This window comes from Nocardiopsis nanhaiensis (genome assembly GCF_054778635.1).
The window spans coordinates 1-26,403 of sequence record NZ_BAAGZJ010000103.1 but is presented as its reverse complement, the minus strand read 5'-3'; the positions used below and the strand labels follow the sequence as shown (position 1 = coordinate 26,403).

22 protein-coding genes are annotated in these 26,403 nt (G+C 69.7%); 7 read left to right on the top strand and 15 right to left on the bottom strand.

The window, feature by feature from the left end:
* Positions 1–305: 305 nt before the first annotated feature.
* The 6 genes from ACYVD1_RS31085 to ACYVD1_RS31060 form a co-directional block, all read right to left on the bottom strand.
* Complete coding sequence (locus ACYVD1_RS31085; RefSeq protein ID WP_460778055.1) at positions 306–1,025, bottom strand: response regulator; 720 nt, start codon at positions 1,023–1,025, stop codon at positions 306–308.
* 15 nt (positions 1,026–1,040) lie between these two features.
* A complete protein-coding gene (locus tag ACYVD1_RS31080; RefSeq protein ID WP_460778057.1) occupies positions 1,041–2,222 on the bottom strand; it encodes a sensor histidine kinase in 1,182 nt (393 codons plus the stop codon).
* A gap of 86 nt (positions 2,223–2,308) precedes the next feature.
* Positions 2,309–2,707: a hypothetical protein gene (locus tag ACYVD1_RS31075; RefSeq protein WP_460778054.1), complete on the bottom strand. Its 399-nt coding sequence runs from the start codon at positions 2,705–2,707 to the stop codon at positions 2,309–2,311.
* A gap of 222 nt (positions 2,708–2,929) precedes the next feature.
* Positions 2,930–3,334 (bottom strand): PIN domain-containing protein, encoded by a 405-nt coding sequence (locus ACYVD1_RS31070; protein WP_460778053.1) that lies wholly within the window; start codon positions 3,332–3,334, stop codon positions 2,930–2,932.
* Positions 3,331–3,504, bottom strand: coding sequence for a hypothetical protein (locus ACYVD1_RS31065; protein WP_460778052.1), 174 nt, complete (start codon positions 3,502–3,504; stop codon positions 3,331–3,333). Before ACYVD1_RS31065 ends, ACYVD1_RS31070 begins: the two co-directional genes overlap by 4 nt.
* Positions 3,505–3,588: 84 nt before the next feature.
* Positions 3,589–4,182 carry a class I SAM-dependent methyltransferase gene (locus ACYVD1_RS31060; RefSeq protein ID WP_460778051.1) on the bottom strand — a complete coding sequence of 198 codons (594 nt, stop codon included), beginning with the start codon at positions 4,180–4,182 and terminating at the stop codon, positions 3,589–3,591.
* A gap of 179 nt (positions 4,183–4,361) precedes the next feature.
* On the opposite strand from ACYVD1_RS31060, the gene paaZ reads away from it, so the two are divergent.
* From paaZ to ACYVD1_RS31035, 5 genes are all read left to right on the top strand, one after another.
* The gene (paaZ, locus tag ACYVD1_RS31055) at positions 4,362–6,395 is read left to right on the top strand and encodes a phenylacetic acid degradation bifunctional protein PaaZ (RefSeq protein WP_460778050.1); all 2,034 of its coding nucleotides are present in this window, start codon (positions 4,362–4,364) and stop codon (positions 6,393–6,395) included.
* A gap of 220 nt (positions 6,396–6,615) precedes the next feature.
* Positions 6,616–7,452, top strand: a complete 837-nt coding sequence (locus ACYVD1_RS31050; RefSeq protein ID WP_460778049.1) for an alpha/beta fold hydrolase — start codon at positions 6,616–6,618, stop codon at positions 7,450–7,452.
* A gap of 174 nt (positions 7,453–7,626) precedes the next feature.
* A complete protein-coding gene (locus ACYVD1_RS31045) occupies positions 7,627–8,043 on the top strand; it encodes an SRPBCC family protein (protein WP_460778048.1) in 417 nt (138 codons plus the stop codon).
* Between the two features lie 175 nt (positions 8,044–8,218).
* Positions 8,219–9,724 carry an AbgT family transporter gene (locus ACYVD1_RS31040; protein ID WP_460778056.1) on the top strand — a complete coding sequence of 502 codons (1,506 nt, stop codon included), beginning with the start codon at positions 8,219–8,221 and terminating at the stop codon, positions 9,722–9,724.
* Between the two features lie 99 nt (positions 9,725–9,823).
* Positions 9,824–10,981, top strand: a complete 1,158-nt coding sequence (locus ACYVD1_RS31035) for a M20/M25/M40 family metallo-hydrolase (RefSeq protein ID WP_460778047.1) — start codon at positions 9,824–9,826, stop codon at positions 10,979–10,981.
* A 143-nt stretch (positions 10,982–11,124) separates the two neighbouring features.
* Here ACYVD1_RS31035 and ACYVD1_RS31030 read toward each other — a convergent pair whose 3' ends face one another.
* Genes ACYVD1_RS31030 through pdhA form a run of 3 tightly spaced genes read right to left on the bottom strand, consistent with a single transcriptional unit; the run spans position 11,125 to position 14,652 of the window.
* The gene (locus ACYVD1_RS31030; protein WP_460778046.1) at positions 11,125–12,582 is read right to left on the bottom strand and encodes a dihydrolipoamide acetyltransferase family protein; all 1,458 of its coding nucleotides are present in this window, start codon (positions 12,580–12,582) and stop codon (positions 11,125–11,127) included.
* A complete protein-coding gene (locus ACYVD1_RS31025; RefSeq protein ID WP_460778045.1) occupies positions 12,579–13,565 on the bottom strand; it encodes an alpha-ketoacid dehydrogenase subunit beta in 987 nt (328 codons plus the stop codon). The genes ACYVD1_RS31030 and ACYVD1_RS31025 overlap by 4 nt, the downstream gene beginning before the upstream one ends.
* Position 13,566: 1 nt before the next feature.
* Positions 13,567–14,652 carry a pyruvate dehydrogenase (acetyl-transferring) E1 component subunit alpha gene (pdhA, locus tag ACYVD1_RS31020; protein ID WP_460778044.1) on the bottom strand — a complete coding sequence of 362 codons (1,086 nt, stop codon included), beginning with the start codon at positions 14,650–14,652 and terminating at the stop codon, positions 13,567–13,569.
* A gap of 435 nt (positions 14,653–15,087) precedes the next feature.
* Here pdhA and ACYVD1_RS31015 point away from each other — a divergent pair, with 435 nt between their 5' ends.
* Positions 15,088–15,585: a phosphoribosyltransferase gene (locus ACYVD1_RS31015; protein WP_460778043.1), complete on the top strand. Its 498-nt coding sequence runs from the start codon at positions 15,088–15,090 to the stop codon at positions 15,583–15,585.
* Positions 15,586–15,638: 53 nt separating this feature from the next.
* Here ACYVD1_RS31015 and ACYVD1_RS31010 read toward each other — a convergent pair whose 3' ends face one another.
* The 4 genes from ACYVD1_RS31010 to ACYVD1_RS30995 form a co-directional block, all read right to left on the bottom strand.
* Complete coding sequence (locus ACYVD1_RS31010; protein WP_460778042.1) at positions 15,639–17,654, bottom strand: hypothetical protein; 2,016 nt, start codon at positions 17,652–17,654, stop codon at positions 15,639–15,641.
* On the bottom strand, positions 17,642–18,403 hold the full coding sequence (locus tag ACYVD1_RS31005; protein WP_460778041.1) for an ABC transporter ATP-binding protein: 762 nt from the start codon (positions 18,401–18,403) through the stop codon (positions 17,642–17,644). Before ACYVD1_RS31005 ends, ACYVD1_RS31010 begins: the two co-directional genes overlap by 13 nt.
* Positions 18,404–18,540: 137 nt before the next feature.
* Positions 18,541–19,314 carry a hypothetical protein gene (locus ACYVD1_RS31000; protein WP_460778040.1) on the bottom strand — a complete coding sequence of 258 codons (774 nt, stop codon included), beginning with the start codon at positions 19,312–19,314 and terminating at the stop codon, positions 18,541–18,543.
* A 412-nt stretch (positions 19,315–19,726) separates the two neighbouring features.
* Positions 19,727–22,459, bottom strand: a complete 2,733-nt coding sequence (locus ACYVD1_RS30995; RefSeq protein WP_460778039.1) for an AAA family ATPase — start codon at positions 22,457–22,459, stop codon at positions 19,727–19,729.
* A 112-nt stretch (positions 22,460–22,571) separates the two neighbouring features.
* Between ACYVD1_RS30995 and ACYVD1_RS30990 the strand changes: the two genes are divergently transcribed.
* Positions 22,572–23,237: an esterase/lipase family protein gene (locus ACYVD1_RS30990; protein WP_460778038.1), complete on the top strand. Its 666-nt coding sequence runs from the start codon at positions 22,572–22,574 to the stop codon at positions 23,235–23,237.
* Between the two features lie 108 nt (positions 23,238–23,345).
* On the opposite strand, the gene ACYVD1_RS30985 is transcribed toward ACYVD1_RS30990, so the two are convergent.
* Both ACYVD1_RS30985 and ACYVD1_RS30980 read right to left on the bottom strand, forming a co-directional pair.
* Positions 23,346–23,897: a DUF1349 domain-containing protein gene (locus ACYVD1_RS30985; protein ID WP_460778037.1), complete on the bottom strand. Its 552-nt coding sequence runs from the start codon at positions 23,895–23,897 to the stop codon at positions 23,346–23,348.
* 313 nt (positions 23,898–24,210) lie between these two features.
* On the bottom strand, positions 24,211–25,581 hold the full coding sequence (locus ACYVD1_RS30980; protein WP_460778036.1) for an MFS transporter: 1,371 nt from the start codon (positions 25,579–25,581) through the stop codon (positions 24,211–24,213).
* Positions 25,582–26,403 lie beyond the last annotated feature (822 nt).

Below are 26,403 nucleotides of genomic sequence, written 5' to 3'. Positions count from 1 at the left end.
GGGTTGGTGGCGGGCGACGAACGGGGGTGCTGCGCCGTAGGCGTCCGTTGAGGGTTGGTGGCGGGCGACGAACGGGGGTGCTGCGCCGTAGGCGTCCGTTGAGGGTTGGTGGCGGGCGACGAACGGGCGTGTCCAGTGGTGCTGGCACAAGGCCGAAGAAGGAGTTCCCCTGCTGTGCGCTGCCTCGCAAGCTCGGCAGCATCGCACAGCGGGGGCCCGCCCGGGTTCGGCTGTCGACTGAGAGATGCGCAGTGCAAGTGCCGCTGGGGCGACGCGCAGCAGGGTAAGTGTCCGCCGAACATGCCCTAACCCGCGGCGGTGCCCTGACCTCCTCCGCGGCCGTCAACCAGGCCGGAATCGTAGGCGAAGACCACCGCCTGCACACGGTCACGCAGATCGAGCTTGGTCAGGATGCGCCGCACGTGCGTCTTCACGGTCGTCTCGGACACGTACAGCCGGTCGGCGATCTCCGTGTTCGACTTTCCACGGGCCATCAGTACGAGGACCTCGAGCTCACGCTTGGTCAGCGCGTTGAGGGATTCGTGGCGCACCGGGTTCCCGTCCGCCGCGGGCAGGCGGCTGGCGAACCGGGTGAGGAGCCTGCGGGTGGCGCTGGGGGCGACCACCGCGTCACCGGAATGGACGGACCGGATCGCCGACAGCAGTTCGGCCGCCGGGGCGTCCTTGAGGAGGAAACCGCTGGCCCCGGCCCGCAGCGCGGCATGGACGTATTCGTCGAGGTCGAAGGTGGTCAGGATCAACACCCGCGGACCTCCCTCCGCGGCGCAGATACGCCGTGCGGCCTCCACACCGTTCATCCGCGGCATCCGCACGTCGAGGACGACGATGTCAGCTGACACGGTTTCCAGTAGTTCGAGCGCTTCGGCCCCGTCCCCCGCCTCACCGACGACCCTCATGTCGGGCTGGGCGTCCAGGACCATGTGGAAGCCGGTTCGCACCAGATCCTGGTCATCGACGAGGACGACCCGGATCCTCTCGTCCGGCTGGCCGTTCGACGTCTCCATCACTCTCCTCTCACCTCAACCGGAACGGCGGCGCAGCGGCAGCGAAGCCACGACCTCGTACCCTCCGTCTTCGTGTGGGCCGACCCGCACGGATCCGCCGTAGACGGACACGCGTTCGCGCATACCGATCAGGCCGTGCCCCCGGTCCTGGTCCGTCCCCCTGGGAGCGAACAAGCCCCACCCGTCATCGAGAACCCGCAGTTCCAAGGTGTCCGAGCCGTAGCGCACCTCCACCCGGACGCTGCCCACGCCCGGACCGGCGTGCTTGAGCGTGTTGGTCAACGCTTCCTGGACCACCCGGTAGGCAGCCAGTTCCACCCCCGTGGCGAGTGGGCGCTGCTCGCCCTCGACGGTGAACTCCACCGGCAGTCCCGCGGCACGCACCTGGTCGACCACCTGGCCCAACTGCCCGATACCGGGCCGCGGCGCGTACTCCTCCGCGCCGTCGTCACCGCGGAGGACTCCGAGTATCCCGCGCACTTCGGCCAACGCCGCCCGGCCGGTCCCCGCGATGGTCTCCAAAGCTGTTCTGGCCCGGTCCGGAGCGCGGTCGACCGCGTACGTGGCGCCTTCGGCCTGCACCACCATCACGCTGAGACTGTGCGCGACCACGTCGTGCATCTCCCGGGCGATACGCTCCCGCTCCTCCGCCACCGCGGCCTGCGCGCGGGCGTCGCGTTCACGCTCCAGCCACTGCGCGCGCTCCTCCAAACCGGCGAAGTAGCGCCGACGAACCCGGACGTAGAGCCCGGTGACCCAGCACAGCAGGATGAGAAAGGTGTAGGCCGCGAAAGCGCCCCAGTCGTCCCAGCTGGCGTAGGGCGACTGGACCATGATCAGAACCAGGCCCGCCTCGACGACGCCCAGCGCCGTGACCGACCACAGGAGGCGGCAGTGCGCCGCGACGGTGTACAGGGCGATGACGACGGCGAGATCGGCGACGATCAGCCCGGTTCCCAGCACTATCTGCACGGCTGCCACGGCCGCGACGACAGCGAACACCGCGACTGGGAGAGTGCGCCGCATGGCCAGGGGCAGCAGGAGTGCGAAAGTGATCACCAGGTGCGGGGGCGCGGACAGCAGACCGTGGGCCCCGTCCCCCGTGTGTCCGAGGAGCGCGCCAGCGGTGAGAAGCACGAAAGGCGCGATGCTGATCGTGTCGACGAGCATGACGTGATTCCGCAGCCAGATTCGCACCCTTCCGAACACCCATTCAGTGTAGGCCCCCGGGTTCGCCGGTAAAAGCAAAAGAGAGCGCGGGGGACGGTGAAGTCGGTTATCGGTTAATTGTTCTCCTGCCGCGCCGCCCTCCAGCTGAGCGGTGTGACACGCGATCCCGACGTGTTCCCGGCCATCCCGCGCAGCACGACGGGAGCCACGACGAAACCGATGGCCGCCCAGGCGCCGAGTACCCCGAACGTTTCCATGTGCTGCCGGGAGGAGGCCAGCTCAACGTCGGCTATCGCCTCGGGAAGCATCGCTGGAAGCAGCCCCAGACCGATCCACTGCGCCCACTGGGGGAGGGCCGCCAGGGGGAAGAACACGCCGGACACCGCCACGACCGCTATGAACAGCAGCCCCGCCGGTACGAGCACGATGAGCATCATGGCTAGGCCGATCATCCCGGTGAACACGATGTTCATAGCGAGGACCCCGGAAATCGCCCGAGTGGCGACGGACATTTCAGCCTCCGACACCAAGCTGTCAGTAACGAAATACAGCAGCACCAGCGAGACCACCGGAAAGAGGACGCAGTTGAATATCTGGCCCGTGTTGTGCCGGAATTCGATTCGCGCGTGCACCAGACCGGCGCCAGAGGCAGTACGGACCGCGACTGCCGCTTCCTGAGACCGGCACCGACCTCCGCTCCGGCGTACCCGCGGCACCGGGGCGGCACCCCCGTCTCAAGCCATGCGGAGGCGTTCCACCGGCTGCCCGGTGACTTCGGCGATGAGCTCGAACTCCTTGTCCAGGTGGAGGAGGGTCAGGCCGGCGAGTTCGGCGATCGCCGCGGCGAGGAGGTCGGGGGCGCCCGGGCCCCGGTGCAGCCCCTTGTCCGCGAGCATCACCTGAACCTCGATCGCACGACCCTCCATCGGGGGTGTGGCGTTCTGGACCGGCATGACCGAGAACGGCGGGCGCGCCATGAAGTCCCGCAGCTCGGCTCCGGACTGTGCGGCCGATCCGACCTCCAACCGGGTGATGGCCGAGATGCACACCATGCCCCGTTGCATACGGGAGGCCCATTCGGGTGCGTCGGGGCTTGAGGCCAGACGCACGAAGGCGGACTTGTCGATCAGCCAGATCATTCCCTTGCCCGTTCCATGACGTCCGGATCCTCGAACCGTGCGTTGGCGTTCAGGTACGCGCTGCGGGGGTGCCTCTGCTTCCCGGCATCCGCGTCGATCGCCCCCACCAGGCTGTCCGGGACATCGTGGTTCAGGCCAGCTGCCCTACCGTCACCGCCAAGTGCACGCATGATATCCCGCGGAACCGTCCGAGGTACGCCGGATCCTCACCGCGGCTCGGAAGCCTCACCGTGGTTCGGAGGTGACGGCCACGGTCACCCTGAGACGCGGCGGAAGCGGTACCACTTGGGGTTGGTGCGGTTCATGGGCCAGCCCAGACCCTCGGTGGACGCGTCCTCCACGTCGGTCAGCTCCCATTCGGGAAAGGCCGCTTCGATCTCCGCCTGGGAGACCCCCTCGACCATGCGCCGGTAGATGGACGGGCCGAAGGCGAGCATGAGCAGGGTGGCGCTAGGGGCGGCGAGCGCGGTCACGCTGCGGCCCTGGGCGGCCTGTTGGGTCTGGTCGAGCCCTTGGAAGCAGCCGATGTCCAGGAACAGGTCGAAGGTGCCCAGGTCGGGTGAGAGGTCGGTGGCGTCGCCGACGACGTAGGTGACGTCGTCGGCGTTCTTCTCGCGGGCGGCCTCGATGGCTGCGGGCACGAAGTCGAGGCCGACCGCCTCCCAGCCGTGGCGGGCGAGTTCGGGCGTGAACTGGCCCCGGCCACAGCCGATGTCGAGGGCCCTACCGGGGCTCTCGCGGTCCTTCGACTCGCGTTCGAGCCAAGAGCGGAGCTGGGCCCCGGCCGCGGGGCCGTAGCGCTCCCAAGGGGTGAAGCCGAGACGGTACATCCGCGCGTAGTTCGTCATGGGTCCAAGGTAAGCGGCCTCCGCCTGCCTGGACAGGTGACCCCCGAGTGCGTGTTCCGTGGCGTGCGGCCCCGCGGGAAACCGCTGGTGCGGCGGGGTGCCATCGCCATGCGACTAGTTACTGACCGATCGGTCTGTAATACTGTCCCCAGAGACCCACACCGAGGAGAGGACCTCACGTGTCCGAAGTACTGGAGAGCTACGCGCAGGGTTCGTGGTTCACCCCCGCGGACGAGGGTGCGCCCCTGGCCGACGCGAACACCGGAGAGACCGTCGCCCGGATCTCGAAGAACGGCCCCGACGTCGCCGCGATGGTCGAGTACGCGCGCGAGGCCGGCGGGCCCGCGGTGCGGGCACTGACCTTCCACCAGCGGGCGAACATCCTCAAGGAGGTCGCCAAGCACCTCATGGGGTACAAGGACGAGTTCTACGCCCTCTCCCACCGGACCGGCGCCAATAAGCGCGACACGATGGTCGACGTGGACGGTGGTTTCGGCACCCTCTTCAGCTTCTCCAGCAAGGGCCGCCGCGAGCTGCCCAACTCGACCGTCGTCCTCGACGGCCCGCTGGAGCAGCTCAGCAAGGGCGGCACGTTCGTCGCCCAGCACGTCTACACGTCCCGCCCGGGCGTGGCCGTGCAGATCAACGCGTTCAACTTCCCCGTCTGGGGCATGCTCGAGAAGCTCGCCCCGGCCTTTCTCGCGGGCCTGCCCAGCATCGTCAAGCCCGCGGGGCAGACCGCCTACCTGACCGTCGCCGTGGTCAAGCGGATGGTCGAGTCCGGCCTGATGCCCGAAGGGTCGATCCAGCTCCTGGTCGGCAGCCACCGGGGGCTGCTCGACAACCTCGGCCCGCAGGACATCGTGGGCTTCACCGGTTCCGCGGCCACCGGCGCGATCCTGCGCAACCACCCGAACGTGGTCACCGGCGGTGTCCAGCTGAACGTCGAGGCCGACTCCCTCAACTGTTCGATCCTCGGCCCGGACGTGAAGGTCGAGGACCCCGAGTTCGACCTGTACGTCAAGCAGGTCGTGGCCGAGATGACCGTCAAGGCGGGCCAGAAGTGCACCGCCATCCGCCGCGTCATCGTGCCCGAACCGATGGCCGAAGCCGTCACCGAAGCGCTGACCGACCGACTGAACAAGGTCGTGGTGGGCGCGGCCGACAACCCCGACTCCCGTCTGAGCCCGCTGGTCTCCCTGGACCAGCGCGAGGAGGTCCGCAAGGCGGTCAAGGCCCTGCGCACCTCCAGCGAGCTGGTGTTCGGCGACCCTGAGCGGGTGGAGGTGAACGGCGCGGACGACGAGTCGGGGGCGTTCATGTCGCCGATCCTCCTCCGCGCCGAACCCGGCGCGAAGGAACCGCACGACGTGGAGGCCTTCGGCCCGGTCAGCACCGTCATCACGTACGGGACGGTCGCCGAGGCGGTGGAGCTCGCCGCGCGCGGCCAGGGGAGCCTGGTCGGTTCGCTGGTCACCCACGACGAGAACGTCGCCCGCGAGGTCGTCCTCGGCGTCGCCCCCTGGCACGGTCGCATCCTCGTGTTGGACCGGGACGACGCCAAGGAGTCGACGGGGCACGGTTCGCCTATGCCCGTCCTGGTCCACGGCGGCCCCGGCCGCGCCGGCGGCGGCGAGGAGATGGGCGGTGTCCGCGGCGTCAAGCACCACATGCAGCGCACGGCAGTCCAGGGTTCCCCGGACATGATCACCTCGATCACCGGGCACTGGACGACGGGGTCGCGCCGCGCCGTCGGAGACGTGCACCCGTTCCGCAAGGACCTGACCGAGCTGCGGATCGGCGACACCATCGAGTCGGCCGAGCGCACGGTGACCCGCGCCGACATCGACCACTTCGCCGAGTTCACCGGTGACACGTTCTACGCGCACACCGACGAGGAGGCCGCGGCCGCCAACCCGCTGTTCGGCGGGATCGTGGCGCACGGCTACCTGGTGGTGTCCCTGGCAGCGGGCCTGTTCGTGGACCCGGCACCGGGCCCCGTGCTCGCCAATTTCGGCGTCGACCACCTGCGCTTCCTCACCCCGGTGAAGGAGGACGCGACCATCAAGGTGACGCTGACCGCCAAGCAGATCACCCCGCGCACCAACGCCGACTACGGCGAAGTCCGCTGGGACGCGGTCGTCACCGACCAGGACGGGGAGGCGGTCGCCACGTACGACGTCCTCACCCTGGTGGCCAAGGGCGACGGGTAACGACAGGACCCGATCGGCCCGTCGCCTTGTCGACATGGCGGTATGACCGCATGGCGACAGGGGAAGGCGGGGAGAGGCAGCGGTGCCCCCGGTTCTCAGACCGGGGGTACCGCCGTGTCCGGGCCCAAGGCATAACCTGCCTTTATTCTCCGGAAAGCCACCGCTTCCTAGGGTGGTTGGGGTGTGATGACCACCGTTCCCGACGCAAGTAGGGGGCAGCATGGGACGCATTACCGTTGACGCCGAGAACACCGAGCCGGTCGAGCTGTACTACGAGGACCAAGGGAACGGCCGACCGGTCGTCCTCATCCACGGTTACCCGCTCGACGGACGTTCCTGGGAGAGGCAGACCACCGCTCTCCTGAACGCCGGTTACCGGGTGATCGCCTACGACCGGCGGGGCTTCGGGCAATCGTCGCACCCCTCGGACGGGTACGACTACGACACCTTCGCCGCCGACCTGAGGACCGTCCTGGAGAGTCTGGACCTCGAGGACGCCGTGCTCGTGGGCTTCTCTATGGGCACCGGAGAGATCGCCCGTTACCTGGGCGCCTACGGTTCCGACCGGATCTCGAAGGCGGTTTTCCTCGGCTCACTCCAGCCCTATCTGCTGAAGGCCGACGACAACCCCGGCGGTGCGGCCCCGAGGGACTTCTTCGAGGACATCGTCGCCCAGGTCGAGGCCGACCGGTACGCCCACCTGACCGGCTTCTTCCACGACTTCTACAACCTGGACCAGAACCTCGGCAGCCGGATCAGCGAGGAGGCCGTCCGCAACAGCTGGAACACCGGCTCGGGCATGGGTGCGGTGGCCGCGGCCGCCTGCCCGCTCACCTGGATCACCGATTTCCGTGAGGACATCCCGAGAATCGACGTTCCTTCGCTGATCGTGCACGGGACCGCCGATCGGACCCTGCCCATCGACGCGACCGCCCGCCGGTTCACCGAGCTACTGCCCTCTGCCGAGTACGTGGAGATCCCGGGCGCACCGCACGGTCTGCTGTGGACCCACGCGGACCGGGTCAACGAGCTCCTGTTGGGCTTCCTCGGCACCTAGGCACCACGGAGGCGGTGTCCCGGGAGCAAGAGCGTTCCGGGGCACCGCCGCGCCAGGCCGCGACACACTCCGGCCGGGGTCGGCTGGCATGCTGGCCCACAGACGCTAGGGGGAGACGTGCGACAGGGGGACCGTGACCCGAGGATCCGTCCGAGACGCACCACCAAGCTACGGGTGACCGAGTACTTCGCGGCGCCGCCGGAGCGGGTGTTCGCGCTTACCCTCAGCGAGGAGGGCTTCGTGGACGCCATGCCGCCGGGGGTGGAGGTCCTGCACTGGCCCGGGCGTTTCGGCAGGGGCGAGGTCCTGGACCTGCGCTGGGGTGCGGCAGGGTACTTCCCCGTGCGCTGGACCGCCGTCATCGACGCATACGAGGAAGGCCGGTCGTTCACCGACCTCCAGGTGCGGGGGCCGTTCCGCTTCTGGCGGCACACGCACACGGTCGAGCCGCACGGTGCGGGCACCCTGCACACCGACCTGGTGGAGATCAGCACCGGGTTGGGCCCTCTTGGCGACCTCGCCGCCGCGGCCGCGGTCCGGGGCGCCTTCGGTCCGCGCCTCCGCCGGATGCGTGCCGGTGTGGAGCACTGACCGAGCGGGGGTCGACCCCAGGAGGGATCCGAGGGAACCACGGCACCAGTAGTTGACACGGTCCACACCTCCACGTGGAATGTGCGGGTCCCCCGATGTCGTGATGACCCGCTTACCGCGCCGTCGACGAGGAGCCCCCTTGACCACGTCCGAGCGAACGCGCCCCCGCCTCCCCATGCGCATGGTCCTGGGGGCGCTCCAGTTCATCGAGAGGGTCGGCAACAAGCTCCCGCACCCGTTCTGGCTGTTCACGATCATGGCCTTGATCGTGATCCTGTTGAGTGCGGCACTCAACGCCCTCAACGTCTCGGCGACCTCTCCGATCGACGGCGAGGTCATCGAGGTCAGGAGCCTGCTCTCCGCCGAGGGCATGCAGGTGATCTTCGGTGACGCCGTCGAGAACTTCGTCAATTTCCCGCCCCTCGGGGTCATCATCGTCGTGATGCTCGGCGTTTCGGTGGCAGAGCAGAGCGGTCTGCTCAACGCGATGCTCCGAGGCGGGGTAACCCGGGTTCCCGCGAAATGGCTGACCTTCGCGGTCGCTCTGACCGGTGTCACCGGCAGCGTCGCCTCCGACGCCGCCTACGTGGTGCTCGTCCCGCTGAGCGCCCTGTTGTTCCAGGCAGCCGGGCGCAGCCCGGTCCTGGGGCTGATCGTGGCGTTCGGATCCGTGTCCGCCGGGTACAACGCATCCCTGCTCATCACGCCCACGGACGCGGTCCTGGCCGGTCTGACCACGGAGGCCGCGGGCTTCGTCGAGCCGGGATACCTCGTCACGGCCCTGGACAACTACTTCTTCACCTTCGTGTCCGCGATCGTGCTCGCGACACTGATCACCCTCGTCACCGAGTTCCTCCTGTCCAAACGGACGGAGGGACTGCGCCAGGACGGCGAAGGGGTAGAGGGCGACCTGGGCTCCATGCGCCTGACCACCGCCGAGCGCCGCGGGCTGCGCAACGCGGCGCTGACCCTGCTGGTCGTGGTCGCGGCGTTCGCCTCGGCGCTGGCACCGGCGGCCTCGCCCTTCCGCGGTGAGGACGGATCGGTCCTGGAGTCGCCGGTCATCACCGGGATCGCCTACGTCCTCGGCATCCTCTTCTTCCTGGTCGGCGCGGTCTACGGCCGTACCGTCGGCACCATCCAGAAGACCCGGGACATCCCGCCGGCGATGGTGCCGGGCGTGCGCGACCTCGCGCCCGTCGTGGTGCTGTTCTTCGCCGCCTCGCAGTTCCTCGCCTACTTCTCCTGGACCGGGATGGGGGAGATCCTCTCGATCCGGGGGGCCGCTTTCCTCGACGAAGCAGGTGTGCACCCGGTCCTGCTGTTCCTCGGCATGATCCTGTTCGCGACGACGATGAACCTGTTCATCACGAGCGGGTCGGCGCAGTGGACCATCATCGCGCCGATCTTCGTGCCCATGTTCATGCTCCTCGACATTCCGCCGGAGACCACCCAGGCGCTCTACCGGATCGCCGACTCCAGCACCAACGTCATCAGCCCCATGAGCCCGTACTTCGTCATGGTGCTGGGCTTCCTCCAGCGGTACCGGAAGGACGCGGGGATCGGCACGCTCGTCTCCCTCACGCTGCCGATCTCCCTGACCATCCTGACCGGCTGGACGCTCCTGTTCCTGGGCTGGTGGGCACTTGGACTGCCGCTGGGCCCGGGCGTCCCGGTGTAGTGGGGAGAACCGGTACAACAGGGAGACCGGTGCGGGCGACGTCCCGGCTCGGAAGGAACCGGTCAACCTACGATCCGGCCGAACTGAGAGGGTCGCGACATGACTGACACTGCGACGGAGAAACTGGCCGCGGCGGCCGAGCGGGACTTGGACCTGATCATCGCGGACCTGCGCCGAATCGTCGAGCTGGAGACCCCCAGCCACGAACCGCCCCTGTTGTCGGCGGGGCTGGACGGCATCGAGTCCTGGCTGGCGGAACGGCTGGGTGACCCGGCCGACCGGGTCCGGCACGGCGGCGGCGCGTACGGCGACGTCCTGGAACTCACCTACCCCGGCACCGCGCCGGGGAGCGTGCTCTTCCTCAGCCACTACGACACGGTCTGGCCGGGCGGCACCCTGGACGGGTGGCCCGTGACCATCGCGGGGGACAGCCTCACCGGCCCCGGTTGCTTCGACATGAAGGCCGGGATCGTGCACAGCGTCTGGGTGCTGCGGCTGCTGCGGGAGCTGGGACTGCCCCACCCCGAGGTGCGGATGCTGCTCACCGGCGACGAGGAGATCGGCAGCCCGGCATCGCGCCCGCACATCGAGCGCGCCAGCGAGGGGGTGGACCTCACCCTCGTCCTCGAACCCAGCCGCGAGGGCATGGTGAAGTCCCGCCGCAAGGGCATGGGGCTCTTCGACGTGGAGGTGCGCGGGGTGGAGTCCCACGCGGGCCTCGACCCGGCTGCCGGGGCGAGCGCGGTCCACGCTCTGGCCGAGGTGCTGCCCCGGATCACCGCCCTGTCCGCGCCCGACCGGGGCACCACCGTGAACGTGGGGACGGTCTCCGGCGGCACGGGGCGCAACGTGGTGGCCGGTCGCGCCCTCTGCAAGGTGGACGTGCGGGTGCAGGAGCCCGAGGAAATGGGGCGGGTCGACGAAGGGCTGGCCGCTCTCGGGGTCTCCGACCCCCGGATCTCCGTCGCGGTGACGGGGGAGTGGAACCGGCCGCCGATGAACCCCAACCCGCCCTCGGAGCGGGCCTTCGCCACCCTGCGGGAGGTCGCCGACGACCTGGGGGTCCGCCTGGGTGAGACGGCGGTCGGCGGGGCCAGCGACGCCAACCTCGTCTCCGCACTGGGCCGTCCCGTGCTCGACGGGCTGGGCGCGGTGGGCGCGGGGCCGCACTCGCGCGACGAGCACCTGCTGGTCAGTCGCACCCCGCACCAGATCGCCGTGGTCGCCGGACTCCTGGAACGGATGGTCCGCGGGTAGGAACCCGGCCGGCCGCGGACGCCTTTGACCTGTACGCAGTCGGCGGACCGCGACCAGCGGAGCCCGACACGGGGAAGCGCCCCGGGGGGTGCCGACTCCCTCCGGGGCGCTCCGTCTCTTGCCGACTCCCTGGTGGACCCGGTCTACAGGCGGGCGATGGCCTGGGCCGGGTTCTCCATGGCGTCAGCCACCACGCGCATGAAACCCGCGGCCGTACCGCCGTCACACACGCGGTGGTCGAAGGCGAACGACAGCTGCGTGATCTTGCGGGCCGTCAGTTCGCCGTCCACCACCCAAGGGCGGTCGATGATTCGGCCGACGCCGAGGATCGCGACCTGGGGGTGGTTGATGATGGCGGCACTGCCGTCCACGCGGAGCGAACCGAAGTTGTTCAGCGTGAACGTTCCCCCGCCCATCTGGGCCGGGGTGGCCTTCCCCTCCCGGGCAGCCTGGGTGAGCGCCCTGATCTCCGTGTCCAGCTCCATGGTGGTGAGCTTGTGCGCACCCAGCACGGCAGGGGCGACCAGGCCGCGGTCGGTCTGCACCGCCAGGCCGAGGTTGACGCCGTCGTACTGGACGAGCTCGTCGCGCTCGGTGTCCACCAAGCCGTTGAGCTCGGGGTGGGCGTGCAGGCCGGCGAGTACGAAGCGCGCCAGGTAGGCCAGCAGCCCGGGGCCGGAGGGGTCCGAATGGCGCAGTCGGACCAGCTCGGTGGCGTCCACGTCCACCCACACGGTGGCTTCGGGGATCTCGGTGCGGCTACGCGAGAGCGAGTTCGCGACGCTCTTGCGGAACCCGCCCATGGCCACGCGCTGGGACTCGGCCAGCCCGGTGCGGCGGTCCACCGCACCGGGCTCGACCGGGGCCGGTGCGCCCGCGGGGGAGGGTGCGGGGACCGGTGCCGCCGCGGGAGAGGGGACCGCGACCGAGGCGGACGGAACCGGAGCGGTGTTGGCCCCGGCCGCCTCGATCGCGGAGCGTACGTCGCGCCTGGTGATGAGTCCGCCCGGGCCACTGCCCTCGATCTCGGCCACGCGCACCCCGGCTTCCCTGGCCATCTGGCGGACCAGCGGCGAGGTGACCAGCGGGACGCGGCGCACCGGTGTGCTCTCGGCGGGGGCCGGGTTCGCCTCGGGCTTCGGCGGCTGCTCACCGCGTGCCGGAGGGCGGCTGCGCGGACGGCGGCGGCGACCGGAGCCCGTGGACTCGGGGGTACCGTAGCCGATCAGGACGTTGCCCGAACCCGCGCCCGCGCGCTCCTCCTCGCGGTAGCGCTCCCCCGCGGTGTCGGCCTGGGCCGCCGGAGCGGCCGCCTCCGCAACCGGTGCGGCCTCAGACGCCTCCGCGACCGGCGGGGCCGCAGCCGTCGCCACGGTGATGAGCGGCTCGCCGACCACCATGACCTCGCCTTCCTCACCGTGCAGGACACTGACGGTCCCGGCGAAGGGCGAGGGGACCTCGACGATGGACTTGGCGGTCTCCACCTCGGCGATCGGCTGGTCGAGGGTGACGGTGTCGCCGACGGACACCAGCCACTTCACGACCTCGGCCTCGGTGAGGCCCTCCCCCAGGTCGGGGAGGTCGAAGATCTGGTCGGTCACTGGTCCTCCCACTGCAGGTCGTCGACGGCGTCGAGGATGCGGTCCACGCTGGGCAGTTGGAAGCGCTCCAGCTTCGGTGGGGGAAAGGGGATGTCGAAGCCGGTGACCCGGCGTACCGGGGCGGCGAGGGAGTGGAAGCAGCGCTCGGTGACCCGGGCGGCGATCTCCGAGGCGACGCTGGCGTATCCGCTGGCTTCGGCGACCACGACGGCGCGGCCGGTGGAGCGCACCGCGGCGCACACGGTTTCGTCGTCGAAGGGGACGGGGGAGCGCACGTCCACGACCTGGAGGCTGCGGCCCTCCTGGGCGGCGGCCTCGGCGGCCTCCAGCGCGGTGGGGACGGAGGGGCCGTAGGCGATGAGGGTGGCGTCGGCGCCCTCGCGCCGGACCACGGCCTCGCCGATCCCGGGCGCGGGCCGGTCGAAGTCCACCTCCTCCTTGGCCCAGTAGAGCTTCTTGGGCTCCATGAACACCACGGGGTCGGGGGAGGCGATGGCGTCGCGCAGCAGGTAGTAGGCATCCTCGGGATTGGCGGGAGTGACGACCTTCAGGCCCGGGGTGTGCGCGTAGTACGCCTCGGAGGAGTCGCAGTGGTGTTCGACCCCGCCGATGCCGCCCGCGAAGGGGACCCGGATGACCATCGGCAGGGCGACCCGGCCGCGGGTGCGGTTGCGGGTCTTGGCCACGTGGCTGACGATCTGCTCGAAGGCCGGGTAGGCGAAGGCGTCGAACTGCATCTCGACCACCGGGCGCATGCCGTTCATCGCCATGCCCACGGCCATGCCGACGATGCCGGACTCGGCGAGCGGGGTATCGAAGCAGCGGTCCTCACCGAATTCGGCGGTGAGGCCGTCGGTGATGCGGAAGACGCCGCCGAGGGGGCCGACGTCCTCGCCGAAGACGAAGACGGACGGGTCCTCGGCGAGGGAGTCGCGCATCGCCCGGTTGAGCGCCTGCGCCATGGAGAGCTTCTCGGTCGCCATGTCAGTTGCCCTCTCTGCTCAGTTCGTCGGCCAGGAAGGCGGCCTGCTCCGCCAGCTGCGGGGTGGGTGAGGCGAACACGTGCGCGAACAGGTCCGCCCCGTCGGGCTCGACGTCCCGGTTGACGCCCTCGCGCATGTGGGTGGCGACCCTCTCCGCCTCCTCGGTGATCTCGGCCTGCTTGGCCTTCGTGAGCACCCGCTTCTTTTTGAGGTAGGTCTCCATGCGCCGCAGCGGGTCCCGTGCCACCCAGGGGTCGACCTCGTCGTCGCTGCGGTAGCGGGTGGCGTCGTCGGCGTTCGTGTGCGCCTGCATCCGGTAGGTGTGCGCCTCGACCAGTTGCGGCCCCTCACCGGAGCGGGCGGCGCCGACGGCGCGCTCCAGGACGGCGAGGACGGCGGCGGCGTCGTTGCCGTCCACGCGCTCGCCGTTGACGCCGTAGCCGACGCCCTTGTGTGCCAGGGAGGGCGCGGCGGTCTGCTTGGCCAGGGGGACGGAGATCGCGTACTCGTTGTTCTGCACGAAGAACACGACCGGTGCCTTGAAGACCGCAGCGAAGTTCAGGGCCTCGTGGAAGTCGCCCTCGCTGGTGGCTCCGTCGCCGCAGAGCGCCATGACCACGGTGTCCTCACCGCGCAGTCGAGCGGCGTGGGCGACGCCGACGGCGTGCAGGAGCTGGGTGGCGAGCGGAGTGGCCTGCGGCGCCACGTTGTGGCCGTAGGGGTCGTATCCCGCGTGCCAGTCACCTTTGAGGAGGGTGAGGACCTCGACCGGATCGACGCCGCGGGCGATGACGGCGGCGGTGTCGCGGTAGGTGGGGAAGAGCCAGTCACCGTCGGCCAACGCGAGGGCGGCGCCGGTCTGGCAGGCCTCCTGTCCGTGGGAGGAGGGGTAGACGGCGAGGCGGCCCTGGCGGACGAGGGCGCTGGCCTGGTCGTTGACTCGTCGGCCGATCACCAGGGAGGTGTAGGCCTCGAGGAGGCGCTTGGAGCCGGGCATCCGCAGGTCGGCGCTGTCGACCTGGGCGCCGGACTCGTCGAGCAGCCGTAGGGGCAGCTCGGAGGGGAGAAGGCCCTGGTGTTCAGCCATGCTGCAACCTCCTGTTTCACGGAAGATCTGTACAGGGACATGGTGCTATTTCAGGCCATCTGTTCGCCACAAACCGGACATAATCAAGAAAATGTCGCGAAAGTTCCCGGCCAGCGCATCCATTTGTCTATGCATGTGATGCGGAACACGGGTCGACTTGGACATGTGGCCGGGGACACGTCCATGCGTGACGCGGAACCCACGAGTCGACAGGTCTCCCTGTCCCCGTATCGACTTCTCGACGAACCGACCCGTTCAGACCGCACCTGGCGCCCGTCGGGTGATGGGACCTCGCCAATGCCGCGTCAGCCGAGGTTCACCCCGTCGGGCAAACCCCGACTGACGCGGCATTAGCATGTACCGGTGCCGCGAACGGGCTGACCTGCGAGGCTCCGCGCACACCGACAACCAGCGGAACACCGGGGGGAACCGACCGTGAGCGACGAGCGCGAGAACCTGACCTACGAGCTCTTCGGTACGGCGATGCGCGAGATGGCCCAGGCGATCGCCGACGACGGGTACGAGCCCGACATCATCCTGTCCATCGCCCGGGGCGGGCTCTTCGTCGCCGGCGGGCTGGGATACGCCCTGGACGTCAAGAACCTCCACGTCATGAACGTGGAGTTCTACACGGGGGTCGGCACGACGCTGGACATGCCGGTCATGCTGCCGCCGGTGCCCAACGTGGTCGACTTCGGCAAGAAGAGGGTGCTGGTCGCCGACGACGTCGCGGACACCGGGAAGACGCTCAAACTCGTGCACGACTTCTGCGCCGAGCACACCGCGGAGGTGCGTAGCGCGGTCATCTACGAGAAGCCGCAGTCCCTGGTCAAGTGCGAGTACGTGTGGAAGCACACCGACCGCTGGATCAACTTCCCCTGGTCAGTGGAGCCCCCCGTCGTCCACCGCGAGGACCAGGTGCGCGACGCCTGATCCCCGCGGCCCCGGACACCGGCGCGGACCGGGCCGAAAACGGCCCGCCCGGCTCAGTCGCCGGCCGCCCGCTCCCCGTCCGGTTCCGAGGTACGGGACGCGGAACCGGTGTCCCTGCCGGGGGCCGGGCGGAACAGGATCCGCGCCATGGTGCCCAGCATCACCGCGCCCAACAGGAGCATGCCGAGCGCCGCGGGGACCTGCAGGGCCTGCGGCAGGTAGAGCGGCAGATGCCAGGAAGGGTGCTCCGTCCCCGCGAGGGTTCCGATCAGCGAGGCCACCCCCTGGTAGAACGGCAGCCAGAAGGTGAGTCCCAGTACCGCCAGCGCGGCCCCGGCACCGCTCGACATGTTGTCGACACTGCGCTCGATCCGGTTGAGGAATGCCCACTCTCCCTCAGTGTCCCGGACCTCACCCAAACCGTCCTGGCCGGGGCCGGCCTGGCCCGGACCGGCTTCGGCGCGCTCCGCGGCGGACGGCTCCACGCTCTTCCCCGCCGTGGCGTCCCACCCCCACCGCAGGGTGTTGAGCAGTTCCGGCCCCCGGGTCTCCAGCCTGCGGTAGGCCACCCGTCCCAGGCCCCAGCCCAGCAACAGCCCTTCGACGGCACCGAAGGCGACCGCGGCCCAGACGAAGTTCGGGTTGTCGGTGAACACACCGAGGCCCACCAGGGCAGCGGGCGGGGCAGCACACACCAGCAGCAGCGGGAACAGCACCGTGAACTGCCCCGACGGATCGCCGGAGGCCAGCGGGCTTCCACCGTGCCGGTGCGGTTCCGGTCCGGGCGCGGGCCACGAGACCGCGAACAGCACGCTCAGACCGACACCCGCGCCAGTCAGTGCCGGGAGCACCGCCGCCACCCAGGGCCACGCCCAGTCCTGTCCGGTGAACACGATGCCGCCCACCGACACCACGAGCGAGATCGGCACGAAGACCAGCAACCACGTGAGCTGGCGGCCCCGTACGTCCCGCCGCTCAGCGCCCGGGGTGAGCAGGGTCTGCCACAGGGCACTGCCGTCCAAGGCGTAGACGTTCAGCGACATCAGGGCGGCCAGGGCGACCATGACCAGACCGGCCAGCGGGATCATGAAGGCCATCCCCACCAGCAGTCCCATCGCGCAGACCAGCACACCCGTCCACAGGGCCACGCGCAGTTCGAGGGCTCGCCTCGGGTCCTTGCCCCACGTGCGCAGTTCACGGGCCATCACCGCGCCCAGCGGACCGGACGGCAGAAAGCACTGGAGCACGCTGGTGACGCCGCGGCCGCTCCGCGCCGGGCTGGTGGTCGGGCTGCTCACCCGCTTGCGGACCAGCACACCCCACACGGCGAGCAGGCCCACGGCGAGCGCGAGCAGTCCGACCACCGCGCCGAGGGCGGCCAGGAGGGAACCCTCCCCCGCAGCTTGGACGGCGAACACGCCCCAGCCCGACGGCAGGGCGAGCGCGACGGTCGAGTACGGGGCGGCCACCCCCTCGTTCCACAACTGCGCGAAGACGTCCGTGTGCTGGGAGACCGCTTGGTAGACCATGAAGACCGAGAACCCGGTGGCCAGGACCGCCGCGCTCTGGATCGCGCTGATCTCGACCCCGACGCGGGTGCGCAGGGCGGCGCTGACCATCGCGGTGAACACTCGGGAGCAGAGGACGATCACGACCACCGTGAGCGGGATCGCGGCCAAGGACACCAGCGCGGCGACCGGACCGAAGCGGATGGCCAGGGTCAACAGTGAGAGGGCCGCCACCGTCGTGACGGGGACCGTGACACCCACGAAGGACGAGGCCAGCAGACCCAGCATGACCGTCCGGAGCGGCACGGGCTCCAGGGCGAAGTACTCCGGCCGCAGCGACTCGTCACCGCCGCTACCGCCCGAAGGGCCCGCCACCCAGCACACCAGCCACACACCAAGGACGGTCGAGAGGAGGCTGACCACCGCTTCCAGCGGGGCGAAAACGGAGACCATCACGGTGGCGATCGCCAGGGCCAGGCCGGCCGCGCCACCGACCATCCGGCGCGTACTGGACCCGTTGCGCAGGATCGCCAGCTTCATGCGGACCATCACGCCAACCATGAGAACCCCTTCACCGGCTCGGGGGCACCGACGAGGTCCACGAAGGCCCCTTCGAGGCTCTCGTGGTCTCCCCGCACGTCCTCCGTCGTGCCCGAGGCGAGCACCTGGCCGCGGGCGATGACCCCGACGTGGTCGCAGACCTGCTCGACGAGCGCCATGACGTGACTGGAGATGATCACCGAACCGCCCGCGTCGGTGAAGGAGCGCAGGATCCCCTTGATCACCGTCGCGGAGATGGGGTCGACCGCTTCGAAGGGTTCGTCCAGGACCAGCAGCCGCGGCGCGTGGACCATCGCCCCGGCCAGCCCGATCTTCTTCCGCATACCCGCCGAGTACTCGATGATGAGGGTGTTCTCGGCCTCGTCCAGGCCCAGGCCGACCAGCAGGTCGTCCACCCGCTCCCGGGTCTGTTCCCGGTCCAGCCCGCGGAGCTGGGCGAGGTATGTGAGCAGCTCCCGGCCGGTGAGGCGTTCGGGCATGGCCATGCCGTCCGGCAGGACACCGATCATCGACTTGGCCCGGACCGGGTCGGACCACACGTCGGCGCCGAAGACCCGGGCCCCGCCGCTGTCCGGTCGGAGCAGGCCGACCGCCATGGTCAACGAAGTGGTCTTCCCCGCGCCGTTGGGGCCGACGAGTCCGTAGAAGGATCCGCTGGGAACGGCGAGGCTGACGTGGTCGACTGCCTGTTTCGCGCCGAATCCCTTGCAGAGGTCGTACAGCTCGAAAGCGTGCGGGTGGGGGGTCATGTACACCTCGGAGCTCGTGTATTCGTGGTTGTGGCCACGAGATTAGCGAGGTGCACAGTCGCGCGGTGTCCTCCGGTGGGGCCGGTGCGACGCCCCCGGTGTCCTCCGATCGGACGACACGGGAGCATGTCGCCCGATCAGACGTTCCGGTGGACGGCGAGCCGGTCGAGGAACCCCTCCATCTCGGAGCTCTGCGCGTCGAAGTCCCCGGGCTCACAACTGAAGGCCATGACCAGTTCGGACAGCTCGAACCACTGCGCGAACATGCGGACGGTGTAGTCGACCCCGTCGCTATCGGTGTACTCCAGGTCCGCGACCTGGAACTGGGCGGGCCCGCCGTGGTTCTCCACTTCGACGACCGGGCGCGGGGTGACCTCCACCGGACCGACCTCGCCCTCCAACGACTGGGCCCAGCTGTCGATACTGCTCTGCGGGTCACCCTCCTGCCCCGACGTGTTGTCCTCCCCGGCGTTGCTGTGCAGGGTCGTCACACAAGTACTCGTCTGGTGTGTGTAGGTGTAGATCCCGTCCTGCAGCTTCGCGTCCCAGTCGTCGGTTATGGCGTCGGACACGTCCCAGAGCGGAGGTCCGACGTCGGAGAGGTCTTCGGGGGCCTCCGCGACGTACTGATCGCTGTCGCTGTCCCCGTTGCCGTTCTCCTCTGCGCCCTCGTCCTCGGCTTCGGGTGAGGACGCCTGCCCGCCACCCCCCTGGTGCGCTTCGGGGCCGCCGTCCTGGTAGGGGATGCAGGCGGTGGTCCCCACGGCCAGGGCCAGGGCGCCGAGCCCCAGACCCCAGCGGACAGCGTGCACGCGAAGCGAGCCCACGGGGGAGTGGGCCTTGGAGAGCCCGGGGGGCGCGGGGGTAGCGGGGGCGGGGGTCTGCTGAGTGAAAGGCGTCTTCTTCGTCATGCCGACCATGGTCGCCCGGTACACGCGTTCCGGAATGAGTATCCGTACTCATGAACCGCGTCCGCAAACGGCCCGAACCGATGGGTCGCTCCGAGCATCGGTACTGCCGATGCATCCGTGCTGCCGGCACAGGCGCCATCGGTGGCGGCGCAACCGCCAGAGGCGTGGGGAGGGATCCGTCCCTTGTTTCACGTGAAACAACAGGTCGGCGAAGGGATCAGTCGACCCGCCGATGAGGCTACATACCGACGAAGCGATGTGTCGACAGATCCACCGCCGAACACTCAGGCCTGTCCCCCGGAACTGCCCCCGACTCCCCGGCACCCGCAGCCGTGGTCGCGGGTACCGGAACCTCTCCCGGGAGCGACTTGCCGTCGGGGCCCGGGAGCGATTTGCCGACGGGGCGATCCAGCTATCCGTCCACTAGGCGGGACAGTTCGACGCGCGATCGGATCCCGAGCTTGCTGTAGATATTGCGCAGGTGGTGGTCGACCGTTCGGGTGCTGAGGTAAAGGCGTGCGGCGACCTCCCGGTTGGTGGCCCCGACCGCGACGTACCGGGCGATCCTCAGCTGTTGCGGGCTGAGCCGGTCCACACCGGCCTCCTCGCGCACCGCCGTGCTCCCGCGCGCCGCCCGCAGCTCCTCCTCGGCCTGGCGCGCCCACGGTCTGGCGCCCAACAGCTCGAAGGCCCCCAAGGCGGTGTGCAGGTGCTCGCGGGCCCGGCCCGGATGCCTGGACCGGCGCAGGTGGCCGCCGTACAGCAGCCTGGTGCGGGCCTCCTCGAAATCGCAGTAACCGGAGGCGTGCAAGTCGAGCGCGCTCTCGAAGTACGCGCTCGCTTCCTCGCCGCCGCTGAGCAGCCCGCGGCAGCGCTTCACCAGGGCCATGGCGGTGTCGTTGCCGGTAGCCTCGGCCCAGCTGGCGAAGGTCGCCACACCGGGGTCGACCCGCACCTCGACCCCGCCGCGCACGGACGCCTCCACCAGGTGCGGGGTGAGCAACAGGCGTACCGCCGCGTGACCGCTCCCCGGACCGGAACGCGCCAGGACACGCAACCGCACGGCTGCCTCCGCGGTGCGTCCGGCACCGAGGTCGAGCAGGGCGAGCGCCCAGGCCGCGAGGCCCGCGGGCAGGCCGACGTCGTGTTCACCAGCCAGCGCGAGGGCGGCCCCGGCGTGTTCACGGCACTCGGACTCCTCGCCCCTGATCGCGGCGACGAAGGCGAGCGCGCCCCGGTGGTGGCTCGCGCAGTTGTCCTGCCCGGACTCGTACGCCCGGCGCATCCCCTCGGCGGCGCTCTCCTCCGCAAGCGCGAGTCGGCCGAACCACATCTCGGCGTAGGTGAGGAACTCCAGCGCCTGGGGCACGACGGTGAGCGCACCGGTCCGGCGGGCCACCGCCGCGGCGCGTCCGGCCAGGGCCCGCGTGCGCACGTGGTCACCGCGGAGCAGGCCCGCGATACCCCCCAGTACGAGGGCCTGCGGGTCACCGATCCGGTCCGCCGTGTCCTCGGCCCGTGCCAGGAGTGCGGCGCCCTCCGTGTGGCGGCCTTGGAACATGGCCGCCTTGCCGGTCATGTAGTCGAGGACGAGCCCGTTCCATTGCTGGTCGCCGCTGGACCCCGCGTCGGCCTCGGGCCCGGCCATGAGGGTGCGGGCTCGCTCCGCGGTGGCGTAGAAGCGTTCGTGGTCGCCGGAGAGGCAACTGGCTTCCCCCGCCTGGAGCAGCACGCGCAACGCGGTCCCGGGGTCCTTTCCGGCAAGCCGGTCCGCGGTGGTCCCCAGCCGCTGGAAGGCGTCGATGGCCACGCCCGAGCGCAGGTCCATCTCGGCGCGGAGCAGGTCGACCTGGTCCTGGGCGGAGCGCACGCGTTCGAGGATGCCGCGGGCCCGGACCGCGTTTCCGGACAACCAGGCCGATCGGGCGGCGTCGGCCAAGCGCCGCCCCCTGGTCACGGGGTCGGGGGTCCGCCGGGCGGCGTGCTCGTGGAAGCGGGAGGCGCAGGCCTGGCCGTTCCGGTCGGCCTCGCGGAAGGCCGCTCGGTGGAGCTCCGCGGCGACCTGTTCGTCGGGGGCGCTCCCGGCCAGGGCCCGGTGCCATGCCGCGCTGTCGGTGTCCTGTGCTTCGTCGTAGTCCTGGGCGAGCGCCAGATGGACGGAACGCCGTCCTGCGGAGGAGGCTAGGTGGTAGGCGGCGGAGCGGGCCAACGGGTGGTTGAAGACCACGTGGCCGCCCTCCTCGGTGACCAGCCCGGCCACCCGTGCTTCCGCGAGGAGGCCGAGGGAGCCCCTTGGAGAACCGGCGGTGGCGCCGTCGCCGGGTTCGGCGGCGGCTCTGGCCAGTTCGAGGCGGGTGGTCTCGGGCAGCTCGGAGAGAGCTGCGGCGAAGGCGTCGGTGAGGCCGCCGAAGGAGCGCGGCGGCTGTTCGAGGGCGACCGCCCCGGACCGCTGTTCGGGACTTGCCCCGTCCAGCAGCTCGAGTGCGGCGCGAGGGTTGCCCTCCGACGCATCGGCGAGCTCCCGGGCGACCGGCGGCGCCGTCGCTTCGCCCCTGTCCAGAATGAGCAGGAGGGCCTCCCGCCCCAGCGGGCGCAGCCGGAGCACAGGAATGCCTGCGAGCCGGTCCGCGTCGCCGTCCGGTGCGCTGAGCAGGACCGCCGCCCCTTCGTGGGTGAGTCTGCGCGCGGCGAAGGCCACGGCTTCCCGCGACGGCTGGTCGAGGAGGTGGAAGTCGTCCACGCAGAGGAGCAGGGGACTCTCGGCCGCGACCTCGGAGATCAGGCCCAGGGCCGCATTGGCCAGCGGAAAGGGTTCCGCGGGTTCCCCGGTGCCCAAGGCCCGGGTGAGCACCGTACGCTGCTCCGTCGGCAGGCGGGGCAGGTAGGGGAGCGCGGGCCTGAGGAGCTGGTGCAGCCCGGCCATGGGGATCCGGCCCTCGCCCGGTGCAGCGCGTGCCCGGAGCACGGTGAAGTCGCGGGCTTCCTCGCCGGCCCGTTCCAGCAGGGCCGTCCTGCCCGTACCGGGGGCGCCCGTCACGAGCAGGCCGCCGCTCTCGCCGGAGCGTGCGGCGTCGAGCAGGTGGCGGACGGATGAGAGTTCGTGATCACGCCCGTACAGAGGCGCTGAGTATGTGAGCGGGTTCACACTCCATTAAGTTACCCGTCGGTTAAATTCGAGTAAAGGGACCGGCGATTCAGCCGATGCGCTCGGCGTGACGCCGGGCACACAATCGAGTTCCCCCACCGACGGAGCTCGCATGAGACGCCTGATCCCCCTCCTGTGCGGTTTCGTGCTCGTCCTGAGTACGGCCCTGCACGCCGCACCCGCTTCCGCCGACTCGCACACCCCCGTCGTCTTCGTCCACGGCTTCATGGGCAAGGGCGGCCAGTGGGACGACATGCGCGACGCCCTGGCCGACGACGGCTACCCCGATGACCGGCTGCACGTCTTCTCCTACGACTGGGCCCGTTCGAACACCACCATCGCCGGAGAGCTCGCCGACCACGTCGACGACGTCCGGGGCCAGCACGACGCCGACCGAGTGCACCTGGTGACCCACTCCATGGGCGGCCTGTCCTCGCGCTACTACATCCAGAACCTCGGCGGCACGGAGGCCGTCGACCAGTGGGTCTCCATCGGCGGCCCCAACAACGGGACCGATATCGCCAACCTGTGCCCCTCGCCGATCACCCCCTGCGAGGAGATGCGGCACGGATCCGGCTTCCTGGACGGTCTCAACAACGACCCCACGCCGGGGCCGGTCGGGTACACCACCATTAGGTCCTCCTGTGACGCCGTCATCTCACCGACGGACAGCACCTCCCTGCCCGGGGCGGACAACATCGAGACCGGATGCGTCGAGCACATCTCCATGATGTGGAACGGCGGAGTCATCGACCACGTACGGGATGTCGTCGGCTGACCCGCTTACAGCCGAGGTGATCCCTCAGGGGCGGCCTGTCGACAGCTCGACAAGCCGACAGATCGGCAGATCGACGGGCCGCCCCGGACGGTCCCCGAGGGCCCTACCTCAGTGGATGCCCTCGGGGACCGACCCGGTGACCGTGAGGTCCCTGAAGCGAGCGCGGAACCCGGCCCGCTGCGGGGAACAGCACATCACACCCACGAGGCACCGCTCCGCCGGGACCAGGTACCCCAGCCGGAGCATCCGCCATTCCCCGTTCTCCAAGTACTGAACCTGCACCGAATCCCGTCGCCGGGTCAGCCTCAGGGTGAACTCCGGGCCCGGGTCCGCGGGCACCACCACCGACCAGTCGGAGACGTCCCTCGTGACCACGGCGCTCAGGTGCGGGACCCCGTCGGTGTACTCGACCCCGGTCTTCACCCAGTTGCGCTCGTCCACCCGGACCATCAGTCCGAGTTGGTCGTAGAGCTCCTCGTAGTCGCCGGAGAAGGTCACCTGTGCGGTGAAGTCACCTTCGACCTCCGCCGCACAGAAGTGTCCGTCGTCACGGACGAATCCGTAGTAGGTCTCCCGCCAGAAGTCGGTCCGGTCCCCGGTGGTTGCGGTCAGGACGCCCCCGTCCACCGCCCATCCCGGAGGCTCGTTGACCCATCGCATGTCGGGAAGCATGGCCCGCCCTTCCATTCGCCGCGAATGCCGGTTCCAGTGCGCCGGAGTCCGTTGCGCCGGGATCCCGCGTACCGAAGTCCGGGAGTCTATCGGCGGGCCGGCCCCGCCCCGTGTCGACAAAGCGGCCGATCGACAAGGCGTGTTCTCGACAGGCCTCCTCGTCGGGAGGCGGCCGGGAGACGGCCGGGAGACGGCCGGCAGGAGGGGCAGCAGGAGGGGCAGTGGGAGACGAAAGACAGGGTCGGCGGCCGCCGAAGCGGTGGTCCGCCGACCCCTCCGAGGAGCTCCTAGGGCTGCTTGGTCAGGCAGCTCTGGTGGGCTCGCTCGCGTCCGCGTGCAGGTCCACTCCCTGGATGCGCTTGCTCACCAGCGAGACCGCGATGAAGGAGACCACTGAGAGGCCGATGATGTAGACGCCGATCATCCACGAGACGCCGAAGGACGTCAGGATCATCTCCGCGATCATCGCCGCGAAGGCACCGCCCAGGATCGCGCCGAGAGCGTAGCCGATGGACACACCCGAATACCGGACCTCGGCCGGGAACATCTCCGCGTACAGCGCCGACTGCGGACCGTAGCTCAGCCCGAAGGTCAGGGTGAAGATGAAGACACCCAGGAAGTACATGTAGATGTTGCCGGTGTCGACCATGAACCACATCGGGACCGCCCAAGCGGCCAGTAGGACGTAACCGAGCTGGAAGGTGCGGACCCTGCCGAGCTTGTCGCTGATCCAGCCGCCGTAGAGCGTGGAGATCAGCCAGCCGAACGAGGCCAGCGCGGTCGCCAGCAGCACTGGGCTCCGCTCCATACCGAGCCCGAACTCCTCCACCGGGCGCGAGGCGTACGTCGCCAGGAAGGCGATGACCAGGTATCCGGCGGCGTTGTTGGCGACGAAGATCAGCGCGGAGAGCACGACCGCCCTGGTGTGATTGCGGAACAGCTTGCCCAGCGGGGCCGACGACTTAGCCCGGCGGTTCTGCATGTGCTTGAAGACCGGGGACTCCTCCACGGTCTTGCGGATCAGGTGACCGACGATGATCAGCACGAAGGACAGCAGGAACGGGATGCGCCAGCCCCAGTCCATGAAGGCCTCGGTTCCGATGGCCGCGGTGATCCCCCACAGGACGAGAGTCGCCAGGATCATGCCGCAGGGCACACCGATCTGCGGGTAGGAGCCGAAGTACCCGCGCTTCTTGACCGGGGCGTGCTCGACCGCCATCAGGGCGGCGCCACCCCACTCCCCGCCGGCGGAGAACCCCTGGAGGATGCGCAGGAAGATCAGCATGATCGGTGCCGCCATGCCGATCTGGGCGTAGGTGGGCAGCAGACCGATCGCACAGGTCGCGACACCCATCAGGACGAGGGTGAACACCAGGATCCGCTTACGCCCGAACCGGTCGCCGAGGTGGCCGGCGACGATCGCGCCCAACGGCCGGAAGAGGAAGGAGATGCCGATGGTCGCGAACGAGAGGACCTGTGCCACGACCGGGTTGGAGTCGGACAGCGGCGCCAGGAAGAGCGGCGCCAGCACCAGACCCGCTGCCTGGGCGTAGATGAAGAAGTCGTACCACTCGATGGTGGTGCCGACCATGGTCCCCGCGAGGACTTTTCGCTTCTCTATGGGGTCGAGGGTTCCACCAGGTCCTGAGACCGCGGCGTCAGAAGTCGCCATTGCTGCTCCGTAGGTTCTCTACCGGCTTGAGGGGCCGAGTTCACTGAAGGGCCCACGCCGGACGGCACCATCGCCACGGGACAGAGCGGTGGATAGCCGGGCAGATCATGAGCCCCAGGACACCATGCCATGTGACTCAGGCAACTTTCCATAGCGAATTCTGATTTTCGCAGCTAGGAACATATGTCCTGACCGAACGGTCGGTGAGAAATCCCTGCTGACGGGGGACTTCTGGCACCCTGCGCCCTCTCGGTCACGGGAAAGAAGTACGAGCCAGAGGAGTCCACACTCCGAGACGCAGCGGTACGACGGCGGAAGACCGGAGACAGTAGAGCAGACCGGAGACAGTAAAGCGACAGATCGGCCTGTCGACATCCGAGATCGAACTCTCGCGAAGTCTTCGGGTCCCTTGAGTGGTAAGCGGGGAAGCGGGGCGGGCCGATCCAGGGCCACCCGTCCGGAGGCGGCAGGCCCGCTGTCCACCCGGTTCAGGAGAGTGCGAGGTAGCTGAGGGGCATTGGCGAAGTGAAGTCTCTGGCCAACGCGCGGCGGCCGACACCACGGGCTGAATCCACAGGCCGGCACCACAGACTGAATCCACAGGCCGGCACCACAGACTGAATCCACAGGCCGACAGCGCCTAGAGAACCAGCTCAGGCGGCAGAGCTATGGAGAGCCGACTGGGGTTCCCTCCTTTCCCGCCGCCCGATTGTGGCCGTCTCCGCTACGCGCCTCAAGGTCGTCGCCATCGAGCGCTTCGCGCGTCAACGGCGCTCCACCTTGACCCGCTCCGCTACGACGGCGGGTTGGCGGCTATCGGGA